Raw genomic sequence first — 18,743 nt, 5'->3', positions numbered from 1 at the left:
CTCCTTACTTTATCTAATTTTTATTTTGCTCTGTTTTATAAAGGTCTCATATTGACGAGTAAGTAAATGAGCTTCAATGTTCCCCATTATATCTAAAGCAACACCAACTACAATCAAAAGCGAAGTTCCACCAAAATAAAAAGGAAGATTAAGCTTAGTAATTAAAAAACTTGGTAAAACACAGATAAAGGCTATATATAGAGCACCTATAAGAGTTATCCTTGCTAAGACTTTGTCAATAAATTCTTCAGTTGCTTTGCCAGGTCTTATTCCTGGAATAAATCCACCCCATTTTTTCAGATTGTCAGCTACTTCCTTAGGATTAAAGATAACAGCAGTATAAAAATAACAAAAAAAGATAATTAAAAGAGCAAAAACAATTTCATAAAATATAGCACCTGGTCTTAAAAAGGCAGATATTTTCTGAAAATATTCTATGGGAACGAAGTTGGCTATGGTTGCAGGAAACATTAAAATTGAAGAGGCAAATATAGGAGGAATAACACCTGCAGTATTTACTTTTAAAGGTAAATATGTACTTTGCCCACCTACTATTTGACGCCCCACCTGTCTTTTTGCATAATGTATGGGAATTCTTCTCTGAGCTAATTCCATAAAACATGTAAAGGCTAAAATTCCTATTATCAAACCAAGTATTAAAAATAAAGAAAAAACCGAAAACTCCCCAGTCTGAACAAATTTAAGGGTTCTTGATATAGCTGGAAAAATACCTGCCACTATTCCAGCAAATATTATTACAGAAATCCCATTTCCTATTCCATGTTCGGTCATTTGCTCTCCCAACCATACGAGAAACATAGTTCCTGCAGTCAAACTTATCATGGTAGTTATTCTAAAAAGCCACCCTGGTTCACTTACTATAGGAATTCCGTTGGGAGCTGTCATTCTTTCTAATCCCAAGGATATACCAAATCCCTGTATTAAACAGATAACAACCGTCAAATAACGAGTATAATAAGCCAATTTTCTTTTTCCCTCTGGTCCTTCTTTATATAATTCTTTTATAGAGGGATATACTACCGTCATTAACTGTAAAATGATGGAAGCACTGATATAAGGCATTACTCCAAGAGCACAAACAGAAAATCTTCTTAATGCACCCCCTGAAAAAATATCTAAAAAACCAAAAAGTGTTCCACTTGCCTGTTTAAAAAGACTTAAAAAGGCTTCCCCATTAATTCCAGGAGTTGGAATGTGAACAGCAAAACGATATATTGCAAGACCGAGAAATAAATAAAAAAGCCTTCTTTTTAGTTCTGGAATATTTGCTAGGCTTAAAAGATTTTCTCGAGTATTCACCCTAAATTTTTCCTCAAAAACTAAACCTTAATTATTTCTACTTTACCACCAGCTTTTTCAATCTTTTCCTTTGCTGAACGAGAGATAGCATTTACCCTTACAATTAAAGGAAAATCTATCTCCCCTTCTCCTAAAAGCTTAACGAGTTTATTTTTCCCTTTTAAAAGCCCTTTCTCCTTCAAACTGTTAGGATCTACTACCTCATTTGCCTTAAACTTTTTTACTAGGTCTTTTATATTTATTACTCTATATTCTATTTTAAAAGGATTTTTAAATCCCCTCTTAGGTAGTCTTCTTATAATAGGAGTTTGTCCACCTTCAAACCATGGAGCAATGTCTGGAGACTTTCTTGCCTTTTGCCCTTTATGCCCTCTGCAGGAAGTCTTTCCATGACCAGAACCATGACCTCTTCCTACTCTCTTTTTTCTATGTTTTGAACCAGGAAAGGGTTTTAAATTTTCAAGCGTTATAAGTTCACTCATTTAACTCCTCCACTTTTACCAAGTGTTCCACTTTCCTTATCATACCTCTTATCATAGGATTATCTTCCCTAATCACACTCTGACCAATTTTTCTAAGTCCAAGCCCTTTTAAGGTCTCTCTCTGATCAGGTTTTCTTCCGTACTTGCTTCTTACTAAGGTAATTTTTAACCTCTTCATTATGACCTCACCTGTGCTAAAATTTCTTCAATACTTTTTCCTCTTTTTTTAGCCACATAATCTATGCTTTGAAGTTGAGACAAAGCTTTAAAAGTTGCCTTAACAAGATTATGAGGATTGCTGCTACCTATACATTTGGTCACTACATCTGTTATTCCTGCAGCATCCATAATAGCACGAACTGTTCCACCTGCTATAACACCAGTTCCAGAACGGGCAGGCTTTAATAAAACTCTTGTTGCAGCAAATTTAGTCATTATAGTATGAGGGATGGTTCCATGCACAATCGGAACATTAATCATATTCTTTTTAGCTTTTTCTATAGCTTTTCTTATGGCATCTGGCACCTCAGATGCCTTACCCAAACCATAACCCACTTTTCCCTTACCATCTCCCACCACTACCAAGGCTGAAAATCTTAACTTTTTTCCACCCTTAGTTACCTTAGTTACCCTATTTATCATTATAATTTTTTCTATAAGTTCTTCTCCTACCTTAGCCAAAGCTCAAACCTCCTTCAAAATTTAAAATTCTAATCCTGCTGCTCTTGCAGCATCAGCCAGAGCTTTAATTCTTCCATGATATTTAAATCCACCTCTGTCAAAACAAACCTTTTTAATCCCTTTTTCTAATGCCTTTTTAGCTATCAATTCTCCAACTGCTCTTGCTACCTCAGTTTTTCCACCCTTTTTCTTTAATTCCTCTATTTTTTCCCTAATTTCAGGAGATAACGAGGAGGCTGCAACCAAAGTATGCCCAATAGTATCATCTATAATTTGAGCATAAATATGCTTACAGCTTTTGTAAACACTTAGCCTCGGTCTTTCTGGAGTTCCAAAAATCTTTTTCCTAACCCTTTTTTTTCTCCTAAGTCTTGCTTCCACTTTTCTTTTGCGTTTTTCAAGCTTTGCCATAAATCCACTCCCTTACTTATTTAGCACCTTTTCCTGTTTTACCAGCTTTTCTGTAAATTACTTCTCCAGTATATCTAATTCCCTTTCCTTTATAAGGCTCAGGTGGTCTAAGTTTTCTAATATTTGCTGCAACCTGTCCAACTAACTCTTTGTCTATACCTTCAATAATAACTCTTACTTGAACATCTCCACTACCCTTCTCAACCTTAGCAGAAATTCCTTCTGGTAATTTAAAATTTATAGAATGAGAATATCCCAAACTAAAAATTATTTCTTGGCCCTTAAGCTCAGCTTTATACCCAAGTCCAACAATATCCAAAGATTTTCTAAATCCTTCAGTAACTCCAATTACCATATTATTTATTAATGATCTAGCTAATCCTTGAAACGCTTTGGCTTTCTTTTTAAGCTTTTTTCTCACTTCTTCCGGAGAAACAGTAATAATATCATTATCAATATTAACTTTCACTAAAGGTGGAAGTTTCTTTATTAGCTTGCCTTTTGGTCCTTCTACTTCAATAATTCCGTCCTCTTTAAGTTGAACTTTAACCCCACTTGGTATTTTAATAGGCTTTCTTCCTATACGAGACACTTCTCCCATCTTTTAACACCCCTTTTTACCAAATTTCACAAAGAACTTCCCCACCAATTTTCCTTCTTCTTGCTTCGTGATCAGTCATAATCCCTTGAGAAGTAGAAACAATAGCAATTCCAAAACCATCTAATACCTTGGGCAGATTTCTATATCCTCTATATATCCTTCTTCCTGGTTTACTCACTCTTTTTACTCCTGCTATTACAGGACGCTTGTTTTCATCATACTTAAGAAAAATTTCTATTTTAGCTTGCGGTTTTTCTTCAATATACTTAAAATCCTCTATATACCCTTCTTCTTTTAGTATTCTTGCAATCTCTAACTTTATTTTAGAAGCAGGCACTATAACACTTTTATGTCTTGCCATAGAAGCATTTTTTATTCTTATCAGCATATCAGCAATTGGATCTGTCATCATCTTTTATATCCCCCTACCAACTTGCCTTTCTAACTCCAGGAATTTTTCCCTCAGAAGCTAATTTTCTAAAACACATCCTACAAAGCCCAAATCTTCTTATGTATCCCCTTGGTCTTCCACAAATAGAACAACGATTTCTTTTTCTGACTTTAAATTTAGGTTCTCTTTTTGCTTTTTCTATTTGAGCTTTTCTTGGCATTTAGTTTTTACCTCCTAAATGGCATACCTAATTCTTTTAAAAGTTCATAAGCTTCTTCATCTGTTTCAGCTGTTGTTACTATGGTTACACTCATACCTTTTATTTTTTCAACTTTACTTAAATCTACCTCTGGAAAAATTGTATGATCAGTTATACCAAAAGTATAATTACCTCTTCCATCAAATCCAGATCTTGAAAGACCTTTAAAGTCTTTTACCCTTGGTAAAGCAACATGAATAAGCCTTGCTAAAAAGTCATACATTCTTTTTCTTCTTAATGTTACCATAACTCCAATGGGAACTCCCTTTCTCAGCTTAAATCCAGCTATAGATTTTCTTGCTCTACAAATTTTAGGCTTCTGTCCTGTTATTTGGGCAAGTTCAACTAAAGCTTGATCAATAATTTTAGGATTAACTGTTGCTTCTCCCAAACCCATGTTTACACATATTTTTTCAATTTTTGGTACTTCATGAATGTTTTTATAATTAAATTTTTCCATAAGTTTTGGTCTTACCTCGTTAATATAATAATCTCTTAACCAACTCATTTCTTACTCCTTTGCCTCAATTATTTCTCCACATTTTTTACAAACTCGTACTTTTGTACCGTCTTCAAGAATTTTTCTCCCTATTCTTACACCTCTCTGGCATTTGGGACAGTATATCATCAAATTTGAAACATGTATAGGTGCTGGCTTTTCTATAATACCTCCACTACTATAAGGAGTAGGTTTCACATGTTTTTTAACAATATTTACTCCCTCAACTATTGCTCTTCCTCTTCTCGGAAAAACTTTTAACACCTTCCCAATTTTACCCTTATCTTTTCCAGCAATCACTACTACTATATCATTTTTTCTTATGTGAACTTTTGCTTCGTGTGGTTTAGGTAAATTTTTGCTCATTCCTCTCCTAATCATGTTCTTTCCCCTCTTTTTTTATACCACTTCTGGCGCTAAAGATATGATTTTCATAAAACCTTTAGCTCTTAATTCCCTTGCCACAGGTCCAAATATACGAGTTCCTATAGGTTCATTATACTGATTAATAAGAACCGCTGCATTTTCATCAAATCTAATATACGTTCCATCAGGTCTTGAAACCTCCTTTTTTGTCCTTACAATAACTGCTCTCACTACATCTCCCTCTTTTACCTTTGAATTAGGAAGAGCTTCTTTTACAGAAGCTACAATAATATCACCTACCGTTCCATATCTTCTTCCAGATCCTCCTAATACACGAATACACATTATTCTTTTTGCCCCCGAATTATCAGCTACATTTAAATAGGTCTGTTGCTGAATCATGACTCACCACCCTCCTCAGGAAGCTCTTCTTTCTCTATAACCTTTGCTCTTTCCAATATCTGCCTTACTCTCCATCTCTTTCTGCGAGAAAGTGGTCTTGTCTCTTCTATTAAAACTTTATCCCCGACTCTACATTCGTTATTTTCATCATGAGCCATGTATTTTTTTCTTCTCCTTACATACTTTTCATATAAAGGATGCTTAACCAGAGTTTCCACCATTACTACCACTGTTTTATCCATTTTGTCACTTACCACAGTTCCTATAAACTGTTTTCTTCTACCCATAATTTTCTCCTAAATCTATCTAATATTAAGCTCCTTTTCTCTTAAAATCGTTAATATTCTTGCAATATCTCTTTTTACCTGCCTAATTCTCATAGGATTTTCTAATTTATGAATGGTTTTTTGAAATCTTAAATTTAGCAATTCCTCTCTTAATTGGGACAGCTTTTCTTTTAACTCTGGTATAGAGAGTTCTCTTAATTCACGGGCTTTCATTAAAATTCCTCCCTGCTAACAATCTTACATTTAAAAGGAAGCTTACTTGCTGCAAGTCTAAGAGCTTCTCTCGCAACCTCTTCAGGAACTCCAGCAATTTCATAAATTATCTTACCTGGTTTAACAACCGCCACCCAACCTTCTACTGGTCCTTTCCCCTTACCCATACGGGTTTCCGCAGGTTTTTTGGTTATAGGTTTGTCTGGAAAAACTCTAATCCATAATTTAGCACCCTTTTTAGCTGTTCTTACAATGGCAACACGCCCGGCTTCTAATTGTTGAGCTGTAAGCCAACCTCCTTCCAATACCTTTAATCCATATTCTCCAAATTCCAGAGTATACCCACAGGTAGCCTTTCCTCTAACTCTACCTTTTTGCTGTTTCCTATATTTTGTCTTTTTAGGCTGAAGTAACATCTTCTCACCTCTTTAACTTTTTATATTACAATTCTTTCTTGCTCTCCCTTTTCAGGTAATACTTCTCCTTTAAATATCCAAACCTTTACTCCAATACTTCCATACTTCGTAATAGCTTCTGCAAATCCATAATCAATATCAGCTCTTAAGGTTGAAAGGGGAACTCTACCAACTCTATACCATTCACTTCTTGCAATTTCAACTCCTCCTAATCTTCCTGAACATTGAACCTTAACCCCTTGAGCTCCAAACCTCATCACCAGAGTTACCGCTCTTTTCATCGCCCTTCTAAAAGAAACTCTTCTTTCAATCTGGGTGGCAATATTTTCTGCAACAAGTTGTGCTTCCAATTCTGGTCTTCTAACTTCATTAACGAAAACTTCAATTTCTTTATTTTTCAGAAGGTCGGACAATTCCCTTTTTATCTTTTCAATTTCTGCACCTTTTTTACCTATTATAATTCCTGGACGAGCTGAATGTACAATTATTCTTACCTTGTTAGATGCCCTTTCTATTTCAATTCTTGCTATCCCCGCATGATAATAATTCTCTTTTAAGTATTTTCTTATTAAATAATCTTCATACACATATTTTGCAAATTCCGAAGGCTTAGCAAACCAACGAGAATCCCAAGTTTTAATAATGCCAATTCTTAATCCTATTGGATTAACTTTCTGACCCAAGACTTACCCCCTCCCTTTCTTTTTGTCTGTTTCTTTTTCCTCAACAACTATGGTAATGTGACTCATCCTTCTCAATATTCTACTTGCTCTACCCCAAGCTCTTGGCCATATTCTTTTCAAACGGGGTCCTTCATTAACATAGGCTTCACTCACATAAAGCTTATCAACATCCATTCCGTAATTATTTTCTGCATTAGCAATAGCACTTTCTAAAACTTTCTTGATTATTCTTGCAGCCTTTTTAGGTGTAAACCGCAAAATATCTAAAGCCTCATCTACCTTTTTACCTCTTATTAAATCAATTACCAGTCTTGCTTTATAAGGAGAAATCAAAACATATTTAGCTGTAGCACGAGCCTTCATTTTTTAAACCCCTTTATTTTTTCTTTACCCCTTTAACTCTACCTTTATCTGCAGGATGCCCTTTATATGTTCTGGTAGGTGCAAATTCTCCTAATTTATGACCTACCATATTTTCAGTTACATAAACAGGTATAAATTTGTGTCCATTATGGACTGCAAAGGTCAATCCAACCATTTCAGGAATGATAGTTGAGCGTCTGCTCCAAGTTTTTATTGGTTTTTTATCACCTGTTTCCTTTGCTTTTAAAACCTTTTTCAAAAGGTGTTCATCTACAAAAGGACCTTTCTTTTTTGATCTTGGCATTAAAATTCACCCCCAAAATTACTTTCTTCTCTTTATAATAAACTTATCAGAAGGTTTCTTTTTACGAGTTTTAACACCCTTACACAACCAACCCCAGGGTGAACAAGGATGTCTCCCTCCGTGAGACCTACCTTCTCCACCACCTAAGGGATGATCAACCGGATTCATTGCCACTCCTCTTACATGCGGTCTTCTACCAAGCCACCTTGATCTTCCCGCTTTACCAATGGTTATGTTTTCCCACTCTAAATTCCCCACCTGCCCAATAGTTGCTCTACAATCTCCATGAATCATTCTTATTTCGCCAGAGGGAAGTCTTAATATTACATAATCTCCTTCCTTACCAAGTATCTGAGCAAAAGAACCGGCAGCACGAGCAATCTGCCCTCCCTTTTTAGGTCTTAGCTCAACATTGTGAACCATAGTTCCTACAGGAATATTCTTTAAAGGTAAAGCATTCCCTACTTTTATTTCTACATTTTCTCCTGACATAACAACATCGCCAACCTTCAAACCATGAGGAGCTAAAATATATCTTTTTTCCCCATCTGCATATTGAAGTAAAGCAATGTTTGCTGATCTATTGGGATCATACTCCAATGCTATAACCTTTGCTGGAATGTTGTCCTTGTCTCTCTTAAAATCAATAATACGATAAAGTCTTTTGTGCCCACCTCCTCTAAACCTTACCGTAATTCTTCCATAGTTATTTCTACCACCTGTCTTTTTTAAAGGCTCAACCAAACTCTTTTCAGGTTCTTTTTTAGCAAGCTCCGGATCAACTAAACAGGTCATAAATCTTCTGCCAGGTGAGGTAGGCTTAAACTTTTTAATAGGCATTTTATTCACCCCTTATTTATAAGGTTTCAAAAAATTCTATAGTTTGTCCTTCTGCAAGTCTTACAATTGCCTTCTTTCTTATTGATGTTCTTCCAGGATTTCTAAAACCTCCCTTGGGTTTTCCCTTTACCCTAATTGTCTGCACATCTATCACCTTAACCTTAAAAAGATCTTCCACTGCCTTTTTAATCTCAATTTTATTGGCAGAAGGATCCACCCAAAAACAAACCTGATTATACTTCTCTTTTAAATACATAGACTTTTCAGTAATAATTGGTGCCAAAATTATCGTTCTCGGGTCTTTCATTTTTCTCTCCTTAAACGCTCCTCTATTTTTACCAAAGCATCCTTTGCCAAAATTAAATTTTGGTGATTTAAAATATCATAAACATTTAATCCTTCAACTGCAAGCACTTTAACTTTTGGTAAGTTGTCTGCACTCTTTTCTAAAACAAGATTTCTTTCAGGAACCACTATCAATGCATCATTTATACCTAAATTTTCTAAAAATCCTTTTAAAACTTTAGTCTTAGGTTTATCTTTAACAGGAAATTCTTCTGCTACATAAATTCTGTTTGCTAAAGCTCTTGAAGATAAAGCCATTTTCAAACCAAGTCTTCTTACTTTTTTATTCAACTTAAATTCATAACTTCTTGGCTTAGGACCATGAACCACTCCTCCTCCTACCCACTGAGGCGCTCTTATAGATCCTTGCCTTGCTCTTCCTGTATGTTTCTGAGGCCAGGGCTTTCTACCCCCTCCTCTTACTTCCCCTCTTGTTTTAGTTGAAGCTGTTCCTGCTCTCCATCTTGCCATCTGCCATCTAACGACCTCATGTAAAATCCCTACCTTAGGAGTAACTCCATATAGATCTGAAGGTAACTCTATTTCACCAATTACTTTTGCTGAAGCATCAATTAGCTTTGCTTTTATAGCCTCCATTTTTTAACTCCTCTTTTCTTTGAAATAAACCATTACATATCCATTATTCCATCCAGGAACAGCACCTTTAACCAAAAGTAAATTTTTTTCTGGAATTATATCAACTACTGTTAAATTTTTAATTGTAACTGTCTCATTCCCATAGTGTCCAGGCATTTTTTTCCCTTTTATAACTCTTCCAGGAAAAGTATTTGCACCACTTGAACCCCTTTTGCGATGAACCTGTTTAGCACCATGGCTCATAGGCTGTCTCGAAAAATTCCATCTCTTAATACAACCAGTAAAACCTCTTCCCTTGGAAGTGCCAGTTACATCAACCTTTATACCCTTTTCTATAGCTAAATCAGAGAGAGATATGTATTGTCCTGGTTTAAATTCCGAAGGATCTTCTATTCTAAACTCCCTTAAAATGTAAAACCCTGTATCTAAACCTGCTTTGAGAAAATGCCCTATCATGGGCATAGTACATTTTGTAAGTTTTTTAGGTTCAAATCCTAACTGTACTGCATTATATCCATCTTTTTCTACCGTTTTAACTTGAACCACCGCACAAGGACCTACCTGCAATACCGTAACAGGAATAGCATTTCCTTCTTCGTCAAATATTCTCGTCATTCCTAACTTTTTTCCAATTAAACCCTCAAGTTTCATCTTCATCACTCCCTTTTATACCTTTATTTCTACCTCTACTCCAGCAGGTAACTCTAATTGCATTAAAGCATCTATAGTCTGTTGAGTAGGTTCTAATATCTCAATAAGTCTTTTGTGGACCCTAATTTCAAATTGTTCTCTTGAGTTTTTGTCAATATGGGGAGATCTTAATACAGTCCACCTGCTTATTTTTGTGGGAAGTGGAATAGGTCCAATTACTTTAGCTCCTGTTTCTTTAGCTGTATTTACAATACTCATTACCGACTTATCAAGTATTCTATGATCAAAACTTTTTAATTTTATTCTTATCCTCTGTGCAGGTATCATATTTAAAACCTCACACCCCTTATTCTATTATTTTTGTAACAACTCCAGCTCCAACTGTTCTCCCTCCCTCTCTTATCGCAAATCTCAACCCCTCCTCCAATGCAACAGGCTTTATTAACTCAACCTCTAACTCAACATTATCCCCAGGCATAACCATCTCAACCCCATCAGGTAACTTCACTACCCCCGTAACATCTGTCGTCCTAAAATAAAACTGCGGTCTATACCCACTAAAAAACGGTGTATGCCTCCCACCCTCCTCCTTCTTCAACACATATACCTCAGCCTTAAACTTAGTATGCGGCTTTATACTACCAGGCTTCGCTACAACCTGACCCCTCTCCACATCATCCTTACCCACTCCCCTCAAAAGTATCCCTATATTATCACCAGGTAACGCCTCATCAAGTATCTTCCTAAACATCTCAATACTTGTCGCTACCGTCTTTATCGTAGGCCTTAACCCAACTACCTCAACCTCATCCCCAGGCTTAAGTACTCCCCTCTCTACCTTCCCAGTTACAACAGTCCCTCTACCACTTATACTAAATACATCCTCTATCGGCATCAAAAATGGCTTGTCTATATCCCTCACAGGCTCAGGTATGTACTCATCCATAGCCTTAACTAACTGCCATATCGGTCCGCACCACTGACATTCCTCCTTCCCACACCCACACTCAAGCGCCTTCAATGCACTACCCCTAATAACCGGCACCTCATCTCCAGGAAATCCATACTTCGTCAATAACTCCCTAACCTCAAGCTCAACAAGATCAAGTAACTCAGGATCATCCACCATGTCTATCTTATTCATAAATACAACTATCGCCGGCACATTAACCTGCCTTGCCAAAAGCACATGCTCCCTCGTCTGAGGCATAGGTCCATCAGTTGCCGCAACAACAAGTATAGCACCATCCATCTGCGCAGCCCCTGTTATCATGTTCTTAATGTAGTCCGCATGTCCAGGACAATCTATATGCGCATAATGCCTCTTCTCACTCTCATACTCAATATGCGCAAGCTGTATCGTTATACCCCTTGCCTTCTCCTCAGGTGCCTTGTCTATCTCCTCAAAAGGAACCCAATTCGCTAACCCCTTCGTTGATAATACCCTCGTTATCGCACTCGTCAGCGTAGTCTTCCCATGATCAATATGCCCTATAGTACCTACATTCACATGAGGCTTTTTCCTCTCAAATTTAGCCTTTGCCATCTCCCTTTCCTCCTATTATTTTTATTTTATATTCCTTTAGCTTTTTTTATAATCTGTTCTGCTAAATTAGCTGGCACTTTTTCATAGTGGGAAAATTGCATAATAAATGTTCCTCTTCCTTGGGTTAAGGATCTTAAAGTTGTCGCATATCCAAACATTTCTCCAAGCGGAACATAAGCTATGATAACCCTTGCATTACCTTTTAAATCCATACTTTCTACTTTCCCTCTCCGAGAGGAAATATCACCTAAAACATCTCCTAAATACTCTTCTGGAGTAACTATTTCAACTTTCATAATGGGTTCAAGTAAAAAGGGAGAAGCCTTTTTACAGGCTTCTTTAAAAGCTAAAGAACCAGCAATAGCAAAGGCAAGATCAGAAGAGTCAACCTCATGATAACTTCCGTCAACAAGTCTCACTTTAACATCTATAACTGGATAACCAGCTAAAACCCCCTCTTGGGTAGCCTCTCTTACACCTTTTTCAACAGCTGGTATAAATTCTTTTGGAATAACTCCTCCAACTATCTCAGAAACAAATTGAAAACCCTTTCCTGGATTAGGTTCAACTATTAACTTCACATGTCCATACTGTCCTCTACCACCTGTTTGCCTAATATACTTTCCTTCTGCTTCGGCAGAAGTGGCAATACTTTCTTTATAAGCTACCTCTGGTTTACCTACATTTACACCTACCTTAAATTCCCTTATGAGTCTGTCAATAATAATTTCCAAATGCAATTCTCCCATTCCCCAAATAAGAGTTTGCCCGGTCTCATGATTTACTGTTACCCTAAAGGATGGATCTTCTATAGCTATCTTTTGAAGAGCTAAGGTAAGTTTGTCTTGATCTGCTTTTGTTTTAGGTTCTACAGCTATTGAAATAACTGGTTCAGGAACTTCAAGTTTTTCAAGCTCAATCGGATGAGCCTCATCACACAAAGTATCACCTGTAGTGGTTACTCTCAATCCTATAGCAGCAACTATGTCTCCTGCAAAAGCTCCTGTTATTTCTTCTCTTTGGTTAGCATGTAATCTTACCAGTCTTCCAATTCTTTCTTTTTTTCTTTTAGTAGAATTATAAACTGACATTCCACTTTCTAATCTTCCTGAATAAATTCTCAAAAAGGTTAAAGTCCCTATGTAAGGATCAGTCATAATTTTAAAGGCAAGTGCTGAGAGTGGAGCATCAGGATCAGTAGGTCTTTCTTCAATTTCTCCTGTATCTGGATTAACCCCTTTTACAGGTGGAATATCAAGAGGAGAAGGAAGGTAATCTACTATAGCATCAAGTAAGGGCTGAATTCCTTTATTTTTAAAAGCAGCTCCACACAGTACAGGAACTATTTTAAAACCTATAGTTGCCTCTCTTATTGCCTTTTTAATTTCCTCAGAACTAATTTCCTTTCCTTCTAAATACTTTTCCATTATCTCATCGTTAATATCTGCCAAAGCGGAAAGAAGATTTTCTCTATATTCCTCAGCTTTATCTCTAAAGTCTGACGGAATTTCTTTAAAATAGTATTTAACACCCAAGGATTCTTCGTCCCAGTATATGGCTTTCATTTCTATCAAATCGATAACTCCTTCAAAATCGCTTTCCTGTCCAAGCGGAATTTGTAAAGGAACAGGATTTGCTCCTAATCTTTGCTTAATCTGTTCAACAACCTTTTCAAAATTTGCACCAATTCTATCCATCTTGTTAATAAAAGCTATTCTCGGAACCTTATATTTGTTAGCTTGTCTCCAGACAGTTTCTGATTGAGGTTCAACCCCTCCTACAGCACAAAAGATCACTACTGCCCCATCAAGAACTCTCAAACTTCTTTCTACCTCTATTGTAAAATCTACATGTCCTGGAGTATCAATAATATTTATTCTGTGTCCTCTCCAGAATGTGGTTGTACAAGCAGAAGTAATGGTAATTCCTCTTTCCTGTTCCTGAGGCAAAAAGTCCATGGTTGCTGTTCCTTCGTGCACTTCACCAATTTTGTATGTTTTACCAGTATAGTAAAGCACTCTCTCAGTGGTTGTAGTTTTTCCAGCATCAATATGTGCAACAAATCCTATATTCCTTGTTGTTTTCAAAATTTTTAGTTCTTCTGGTGTCATTCTCTCACCCTATCCCTAAGTCTTAAAAAGCACAAAAATTTATTATCTTTTTTCTTCCCCAATATTTAATATTTTCCTAAAAGAATAAATTACCAGCGATAGTGAGCAAAAACTCTATTTGATTCTGCCATTCTATGAGTATCGTCTCTTTTCTTTATAGCTGCTCCTCTTTCATTGTATGCATCCCACAACTCATTTGCCAATCTTTCAACCATTGTCTTTTCAGGGCGAGCTCTTGCAGCATTAATAATCCATTTTATAGCTAAAGATATCTGTCTCTCAGGTCTTACCTCAACCGGAACCTGATAATTTGCTCCTCCTACTCTACGAGTCCGAGTTTCAAGTAAAGGCTTAACATTTTCTACAGCTTTTTCAAAAATCTTTAGAGGGTCTTCTCCACCTGATTTTTCTCTAAGTTTCTCCAAAGCTGAATAAAAAATTTTACGAGCTATATTCTTCTTTCCATCTTTCATAAGGTTATTTATAAACTTAGCTACAAGAACACTTCCAAACTTGGGATCTGGTGGAATTTCTCTTTTAGGTACTGGTCCTTTTCGCGGCATAAAAACTCTCTCCTTTTACAATTTTATTTAGGTTTAGGTGTTCCATATTTGGAACGGGATTTTCTTCTGTTCTGCACCCCTGCTGCATCAAGAGCTCCTCTTATAATCTTATATCTTACACCAGGTAAATCCCTTACACGCCCTCCTCTTACCAAAACCACTGAGTGTTCCTGTAAATTATGGCCAATTCCAGGTATATAAGCAGTAATTTCTATTCCATTAGTAAGCCTTACTCTAGCAACCTTTCTTAAAGCTGAGTTAGGCTTCTTGGGAGTTACGGTATAAACCCTTACACAAACTCCTCTCTTTTGAGGACAACCTTGCAAGGCAGGGGCTTTTGATTTCCTAATCTTTTTTCCTCTTCCTAATCTTACTAATTGGTTAATAGTTGGCATATTATCCCTCTTTTAAATTTTTAAAAACTTTTCTTAAAAATGCAAACCCTTTATATACTACTTTTTCCTATATTGTCAAGGGTTCAAAATTTCTAAATTTTTTAATTATTGAGGTTTAACTATTATATCATTTTTTTAAAATTTGTTAAGAGCTTTGTGCAATTTAAATAATTTAAAATTGGGGGTTAAGTTCTATACAAAAATTTAATTTGGGTTTAAAATAATTAGAGTTAAAAAATGTTAAAGAAGATATCCTTGATAATCCCAGTTCACAATGAAGAAAAAAATATCCCTGTAGTATATAAAGAGGCAAAAGAAGTTTTAGAAGAATTATCAAATCAGGGTTATACATACGAAATTCTATTTATAAATGACGGAAGTAGTGATAATACTTTAGAGGTTCTCAAAAGTATTAAAAAAACTGATCCTTTCTTAAGAATTCTTAATATGGATAAAAATAGAGGGCAGGCTGCTGGACTTTCAGCAGGTTTTCATTATGCTACAGGGGATATTATTGTAACTATGGATGGAGATGGACAAAATGACCCCAAGTATATTAAAGATCTTGTTAAAAAATTAGAAGAAGGATATAAGGTAGTTACGGGTTATAGAATTAAAAGAAAGGAACCTTTTCTAACAAGGATCTTGCCCTCCCGAATAGCTAATTGGCTCATTAGTTTAATAACAGGTCTTAAGGTTAGAGACAATGGCTGTTCGCTAAAGGCTTACATTTCTTTTATACCTAAAAAATTTCAAATCCCTCACGGTTTTCATCGCTTTATACCTGCTCTTTTTGGAGTGAAAAATGAAGAGGTTTGCGAAATTCCTGTAATTGATAGACCAAGACTTTATGGAAAAACCCATTATGGACTTAAAAGAACATTTGAAGTAATAAGAGAATTATTAACCATACCCTTTGTTCTTAAAGACCCTGTTAAATTTGAAAATATTTTTAAAAACCTTTTCTATCTTTCTCTCGTATTTCTTTTAATAGGCTTTTCTCTTATTTTAGCTTTAGATTTTTCTACTTTTTTAGTTCTTATAGAGGGTATTTTTTCTGTTTTATCAGGTTTAAGTTTTATAATTTGGAAAAATTTGGAAAGATTTAATAAGGCTCAAAAAGAAGGAGTTTTTAAAGTTGAGGAAATTTTTTAATTTTCTGATAAAATTGAAATTAAATTTAAAATTTAGGGGGAATAATAAATGTCTCTCTTGAAAGAAGTTGATCCAGAAATATGGAGTTTAATTCAAAAAGAAATTGATAGACAGGAGTATCAGCTTGAAATGATAGCTTCTGAAAATCTTGCAGATGTTGCAATAATGGAGGCTGAGGGCTCTTGTTTGATGAACAAATATGCAGAGGGATATCCCTTTTCTCGTTATTATGGAGGCTGTGAAAATGTAGATGAAGTAGAAAAACTTGCTATTGAAAGAGTTAAGCTTCTTTTTGGGGCAGAACATGCCAATGTCCAACCCCATTCAGGAACTCAAGCAAACATGGCAGTTTATTTTGCCATCTTAAATCCAGGAGATACTATTCTTTCTATGAATCTTGCCCATGGTGGACACCTTTCCCATGGAGCAGGAGTAAATTTTTCAGGGAAATTTTATAAAATAGTGCATTACGGTGTATCAAGAGAAACAGAAACCATTGATTATGAAGAGGTAAGAAGGCTTGCTTTGGAATACAAACCTAAACTCATTATAGCTGGTGCAAGTGCCTATCCAAGAATAATAGATTTTGAAGCCTTTTCTAAGATAGCTCAAGAGGTGGGAGCTTATTTTATGGTTGATATGGCTCATATTGCAGGTCTTATTGCTGCAGGTATTCATCCTTCTCCTATACCTTTTGCTGATTTCGTAACCTCTACTACCCATAAAACTTTAAGAGGACCAAGAGGAGGGTTTATTCTTTGTAAAGAGGTATATGCAAGGTTAATTGATAAAACCGTTTTTCCAGGAATCCAGGGTGGTCCCCATATGAATATTATTGCTGCAAAAGCTGTATGTTTCAAAGAGGCCTTACAGCCTGAATTTAAAGCTTATCAACAACAGGTAGTAAAAAATGCCAAGGTAATTGCTAATGTTTTTAAGGAAGAGGGTTTTAGAGTTGTTTCCGGAGGAACGGATACTCACTTAGTTTTAATAGATGTTTCTACAAAAGGGCTTACTGGAGCTGAGGCAGAAAGACTTTTAGAAGAAGCAGGAATAACAGTAAATAAAAATGCCATTCCCTTTGACACTCGCCCACCAAAAATTACAAGTGGTATAAGAATTGGAACCCCTGCTATTACAACAAGAGGTCTTAAAGAGCCTGAAGTTGAGGAAGTAGCTCGTTACATGTGCGAAATTCTTAAAAATCCTGATAACGAAAAATTAAGAAGAAATATAAGAGAAAAAGTAAGGGAAATATGTAAAAAATTTCCCTTTTATAAGAGACAAAATGGGGGATAAAATACACAGACCTGATTGGCACGAATACTTTATGCTTATTGCTAAAATAGTAGCTTTACGATCTGGTTGTAATTCCCGTCCTACAGGAGCTGTAATTGTAAAAGACAAGAGAATTCTTGCCACGGGTTACAATGGTCCCATGCCAGGAGCCTGGCACTGCACTGATAAAGGAAGGGGATATTGTTTTAGAAGAGAAAAGGGTATTCCTGACATAGACAAATATAACTTTTGCAGATCTACCCATGCAGAAGCAAATGCTATTGCTCAGGCTGCTAAATTTGGCATTTCTGTAGAAGGAGCAAGTATATACTGCACTCTTGCCCCCTGTTATGTATGTTTGAAACTTCTTGCTTCAGCAGGGATTAAGGAAGTATATTACGAATATGATTATGAAAGCAGAGATTTTGAAAGAGATGAGTTCTGGAGAACAGCTATTAAAGAGGCTAAAATAGAGGTTTTTAAACAGATTACTGTTTCAGAAGAAACACTAAAAGCTTTGCAGGAAATTTTACCCTATCCTACCTCAAAAAGAAGACTTCCTCCTACTGAGTAATTAAGCTTTGGTTAGCTCCTTTCTAAGCCAGGTAAAATGTTCAGGAGAAAACAAAAATTTTTTACTCCTATACATTTTTAAAATTCCTATTTTGACCATATCATTAAAAATAAACCAGGGCATAGTATAACCCCATACAAATAAAGCCCATTTCCAACCTATAGGGGTAATTAAATCAAAACCATAAACTGCTATAATAGTTCCTATAACTCTGGTACTAAAAGTTGCTATCCAAAGAATAGAAGAAGGCCAAGGTTTTTTCCAAAACCAGTCTTTTATACGTGTATTATAAATAGTTACATGACCTGCAACTACCAGTTTAGTAAATATGATACTTTGTATTAAATCCGTAGGCAAATTCCAATATTCTTTTAATTAATATAAATAAAATGAAAGATGAAATAACTCCAGCTATGCCAAGCCAGAAAGCCATAATACTTATTTCGTATAAATCCCAACGGACAGGTTTTTTAGAAATACTTACATTATCATAAGCAATGGTAAGAATAGGTAGATCATTAAGGAGAGCTAAGATTATAATCATGATGGATGTAACAGGATAAAATTTGAAAATTATAATAGATAAAACCATAAAAATTGCTATTCTAATAGTTTCAGCTATTCTATAAATGGTATAACTTTCCATTCTACCAAATATTTGTCGGGCTATTTTAATGGCTTTAATAATAACCATCAATCCTGGAGAAAGAAGTATAAGTGAGGCTGCAGCTCTTGCTGCATCTGTAGCATTTGAAACTGCTATCCCTACATCTGCTTTTCTCAAAGCTGGAGCATCATTTACTCCATCTCCTGTCATTCCAACTATATGTTTTGATTTCTGCAACTTTTCTACAATAAAATATTTATCCTCTGGAAAAACCTCTGCAAATCCATTTGCTTCCTCTATAATTTTTATAATTTCCGATTCATGTTGTTTAACAATTCCCATAGGCAATTTCCTATGTTCTAATTCTTTTTCAACTAATTTTGCAATCTCTTTTGCTTTTTTC

31 protein-coding genes are annotated in these 18,743 nt (G+C 35.7%); 3 read left to right on the top strand and 28 right to left on the bottom strand.

Annotated elements, in window-relative coordinates:
- Positions 1 to 9: 9 nt before the first annotated feature.
- From secY to rpsL, 26 genes are all read right to left on the bottom strand, one after another.
- Positions 10 to 1,320, bottom strand: a complete 1,311-nt coding sequence (gene secY, locus ACLGLP_RS04710) for a preprotein translocase subunit SecY (RefSeq protein WP_492112132.1) — start codon at positions 1,318 to 1,320, stop codon at positions 10 to 12.
- Between the two features lie 20 nt (positions 1,321 to 1,340).
- Positions 1,341 to 1,802: a 50S ribosomal protein L15 gene (gene rplO, locus ACLGLP_RS04705; protein WP_492112131.1), complete on the bottom strand. Its 462-nt coding sequence runs from the start codon at positions 1,800 to 1,802 to the stop codon at positions 1,341 to 1,343.
- Positions 1,795 to 1,980 carry a 50S ribosomal protein L30 gene (rpmD, locus tag ACLGLP_RS04700; RefSeq protein ID WP_492112130.1) on the bottom strand — a complete coding sequence of 62 codons (186 nt, stop codon included), beginning with the start codon at positions 1,978 to 1,980 and terminating at the stop codon, positions 1,795 to 1,797. Before rpmD ends, rplO begins: the two co-directional genes overlap by 8 nt.
- Positions 1,980 to 2,483, bottom strand: coding sequence for a 30S ribosomal protein S5 (gene rpsE / locus ACLGLP_RS04695; RefSeq protein WP_492112129.1), 504 nt, complete (start codon positions 2,481 to 2,483; stop codon positions 1,980 to 1,982). The genes rpmD and rpsE overlap by 1 nt, the downstream gene beginning before the upstream one ends.
- Before the next feature lie 21 nt (positions 2,484 to 2,504).
- Entirely contained in the window at positions 2,505 to 2,894 is a 390-nt protein-coding gene (rplR, locus tag ACLGLP_RS04690; RefSeq protein ID WP_492112128.1) for a 50S ribosomal protein L18, read from the bottom strand.
- A 16-nt stretch (positions 2,895 to 2,910) separates the two neighbouring features.
- The gene (rplF, locus tag ACLGLP_RS04685; protein ID WP_492113730.1) at positions 2,911 to 3,486 is read right to left on the bottom strand and encodes a 50S ribosomal protein L6; all 576 of its coding nucleotides are present in this window, start codon (positions 3,484 to 3,486) and stop codon (positions 2,911 to 2,913) included.
- A 25-nt stretch (positions 3,487 to 3,511) separates the two neighbouring features.
- Entirely contained in the window at positions 3,512 to 3,907 is a 396-nt protein-coding gene (rpsH, locus tag ACLGLP_RS04680; protein WP_492112127.1) for a 30S ribosomal protein S8, read from the bottom strand.
- Positions 3,908 to 3,920: 13 nt separating this feature from the next.
- Positions 3,921 to 4,106, bottom strand: a complete 186-nt coding sequence (locus ACLGLP_RS04675; protein ID WP_013909566.1) for a type Z 30S ribosomal protein S14 — start codon at positions 4,104 to 4,106, stop codon at positions 3,921 to 3,923.
- A gap of 7 nt (positions 4,107 to 4,113) precedes the next feature.
- Positions 4,114 to 4,653, bottom strand: coding sequence for a 50S ribosomal protein L5 (gene rplE / locus ACLGLP_RS04670; RefSeq protein ID WP_492112126.1), 540 nt, complete (start codon positions 4,651 to 4,653; stop codon positions 4,114 to 4,116).
- Between the two features lie 3 nt (positions 4,654 to 4,656).
- Positions 4,657 to 5,010, bottom strand: coding sequence for a 50S ribosomal protein L24 (gene rplX / locus ACLGLP_RS04665; RefSeq protein ID WP_492112125.1), 354 nt, complete (start codon positions 5,008 to 5,010; stop codon positions 4,657 to 4,659).
- A 33-nt stretch (positions 5,011 to 5,043) separates the two neighbouring features.
- Positions 5,044 to 5,412 (bottom strand): 50S ribosomal protein L14, encoded by a 369-nt coding sequence (gene rplN / locus ACLGLP_RS04660; RefSeq protein ID WP_492112124.1) that lies wholly within the window; start codon positions 5,410 to 5,412, stop codon positions 5,044 to 5,046.
- Positions 5,409 to 5,699, bottom strand: coding sequence for a 30S ribosomal protein S17 (gene rpsQ / locus ACLGLP_RS04655; RefSeq protein WP_492112123.1), 291 nt, complete (start codon positions 5,697 to 5,699; stop codon positions 5,409 to 5,411). Before rpsQ ends, rplN begins: the two co-directional genes overlap by 4 nt.
- A 15-nt stretch (positions 5,700 to 5,714) precedes the next feature.
- Positions 5,715 to 5,912 (bottom strand): 50S ribosomal protein L29, encoded by a 198-nt coding sequence (rpmC, locus tag ACLGLP_RS04650; protein ID WP_492112122.1) that lies wholly within the window; start codon positions 5,910 to 5,912, stop codon positions 5,715 to 5,717.
- Positions 5,912 to 6,328, bottom strand: coding sequence for a 50S ribosomal protein L16 (gene rplP, locus ACLGLP_RS04645; protein WP_492112121.1), 417 nt, complete (start codon positions 6,326 to 6,328; stop codon positions 5,912 to 5,914). The genes rpmC and rplP overlap by 1 nt, the downstream gene beginning before the upstream one ends.
- 20 nt (positions 6,329 to 6,348) lie before the next feature.
- Positions 6,349 to 7,011 carry a 30S ribosomal protein S3 gene (gene rpsC / locus ACLGLP_RS04640; RefSeq protein ID WP_492112120.1) on the bottom strand — a complete coding sequence of 221 codons (663 nt, stop codon included), beginning with the start codon at positions 7,009 to 7,011 and terminating at the stop codon, positions 6,349 to 6,351.
- A gap of 3 nt (positions 7,012 to 7,014) precedes the next feature.
- Entirely contained in the window at positions 7,015 to 7,374 is a 360-nt protein-coding gene (gene rplV / locus ACLGLP_RS04635; protein WP_492112119.1) for a 50S ribosomal protein L22, read from the bottom strand.
- 13 nt (positions 7,375 to 7,387) lie between these two features.
- A complete protein-coding gene (gene rpsS / locus ACLGLP_RS04630; RefSeq protein WP_013909557.1) occupies positions 7,388 to 7,678 on the bottom strand; it encodes a 30S ribosomal protein S19 in 291 nt (96 codons plus the stop codon).
- An 18-nt stretch (positions 7,679 to 7,696) separates the two neighbouring features.
- The gene (rplB, locus tag ACLGLP_RS04625; protein ID WP_492112118.1) at positions 7,697 to 8,518 is read right to left on the bottom strand and encodes a 50S ribosomal protein L2; all 822 of its coding nucleotides are present in this window, start codon (positions 8,516 to 8,518) and stop codon (positions 7,697 to 7,699) included.
- A 16-nt stretch (positions 8,519 to 8,534) separates the two neighbouring features.
- On the bottom strand, positions 8,535 to 8,825 hold the full coding sequence (gene rplW / locus ACLGLP_RS04620; RefSeq protein ID WP_492112117.1) for a 50S ribosomal protein L23: 291 nt from the start codon (positions 8,823 to 8,825) through the stop codon (positions 8,535 to 8,537).
- Complete coding sequence (gene rplD, locus ACLGLP_RS04615; RefSeq protein ID WP_492112116.1) at positions 8,822 to 9,460, bottom strand: 50S ribosomal protein L4; 639 nt, start codon at positions 9,458 to 9,460, stop codon at positions 8,822 to 8,824. Before rplD ends, rplW begins: the two co-directional genes overlap by 4 nt.
- A 3-nt stretch (positions 9,461 to 9,463) precedes the next feature.
- Positions 9,464 to 10,111, bottom strand: a complete 648-nt coding sequence (gene rplC / locus ACLGLP_RS04610; RefSeq protein WP_492112115.1) for a 50S ribosomal protein L3 — start codon at positions 10,109 to 10,111, stop codon at positions 9,464 to 9,466.
- 15 nt (positions 10,112 to 10,126) lie between these two features.
- On the bottom strand, positions 10,127 to 10,435 hold the full coding sequence (rpsJ, locus tag ACLGLP_RS04605; RefSeq protein WP_492113729.1) for a 30S ribosomal protein S10: 309 nt from the start codon (positions 10,433 to 10,435) through the stop codon (positions 10,127 to 10,129).
- A 22-nt stretch (positions 10,436 to 10,457) separates the two neighbouring features.
- Entirely contained in the window at positions 10,458 to 11,657 is a 1,200-nt protein-coding gene (tuf, locus tag ACLGLP_RS04600; RefSeq protein ID WP_492112114.1) for an elongation factor Tu, read from the bottom strand.
- 26 nt (positions 11,658 to 11,683) lie between these two features.
- Entirely contained in the window at positions 11,684 to 13,768 is a 2,085-nt protein-coding gene (gene fusA / locus ACLGLP_RS04595; protein ID WP_492112113.1) for an elongation factor G, read from the bottom strand.
- An 89-nt stretch (positions 13,769 to 13,857) separates the two neighbouring features.
- Positions 13,858 to 14,331, bottom strand: a complete 474-nt coding sequence (rpsG, locus tag ACLGLP_RS04590; protein ID WP_492112112.1) for a 30S ribosomal protein S7 — start codon at positions 14,329 to 14,331, stop codon at positions 13,858 to 13,860.
- A 23-nt stretch (positions 14,332 to 14,354) separates the two neighbouring features.
- Complete coding sequence (gene rpsL / locus ACLGLP_RS04585) at positions 14,355 to 14,726, bottom strand: 30S ribosomal protein S12 (RefSeq protein WP_492112111.1); 372 nt, start codon at positions 14,724 to 14,726, stop codon at positions 14,355 to 14,357.
- 237 nt (positions 14,727 to 14,963) lie between these two features.
- Between rpsL and ACLGLP_RS04580 the strand changes: the two genes are divergently transcribed.
- From ACLGLP_RS04580 to ACLGLP_RS04570, 3 genes are read left to right on the top strand one after another with little or no spacing between them, the layout of a single operon-like run.
- The gene (locus ACLGLP_RS04580) at positions 14,964 to 15,881 is read left to right on the top strand and encodes a glycosyltransferase family 2 protein (protein WP_492112110.1); all 918 of its coding nucleotides are present in this window, start codon (positions 14,964 to 14,966) and stop codon (positions 15,879 to 15,881) included.
- A gap of 48 nt (positions 15,882 to 15,929) precedes the next feature.
- The gene (gene glyA / locus ACLGLP_RS04575; RefSeq protein ID WP_492112109.1) at positions 15,930 to 17,180 is read left to right on the top strand and encodes a serine hydroxymethyltransferase; all 1,251 of its coding nucleotides are present in this window, start codon (positions 15,930 to 15,932) and stop codon (positions 17,178 to 17,180) included.
- Positions 17,170 to 17,733, top strand: a complete 564-nt coding sequence (locus ACLGLP_RS04570) for a deoxycytidylate deaminase (RefSeq protein ID WP_492112108.1) — start codon at positions 17,170 to 17,172, stop codon at positions 17,731 to 17,733. Before glyA ends, ACLGLP_RS04570 begins: the two co-directional genes overlap by 11 nt.
- Here the strand turns inward: ACLGLP_RS04570 and ACLGLP_RS04565 are convergent, their stop codons facing one another.
- Together ACLGLP_RS04565 and ACLGLP_RS04560 are read right to left on the bottom strand one after the other, a co-directional pair.
- Entirely contained in the window at positions 17,734 to 18,090 is a 357-nt protein-coding gene (locus ACLGLP_RS04565; protein WP_492112107.1) for a hypothetical protein, read from the bottom strand.
- A complete protein-coding gene (locus ACLGLP_RS04560) occupies positions 18,053 to 18,727 on the bottom strand; it encodes an HAD-IC family P-type ATPase (protein ID WP_492113728.1) in 675 nt (224 codons plus the stop codon). Before ACLGLP_RS04560 ends, ACLGLP_RS04565 begins: the two co-directional genes overlap by 38 nt.
- Positions 18,728 to 18,743 lie beyond the last annotated feature (16 nt).

Source organism: Caldimicrobium sp. SLHALR3, from assembly GCF_058692735.1.
The sequence above is the reverse complement of the archived record's forward strand: the minus strand, read 5'-3'. Positions and strand labels throughout refer to the sequence as shown.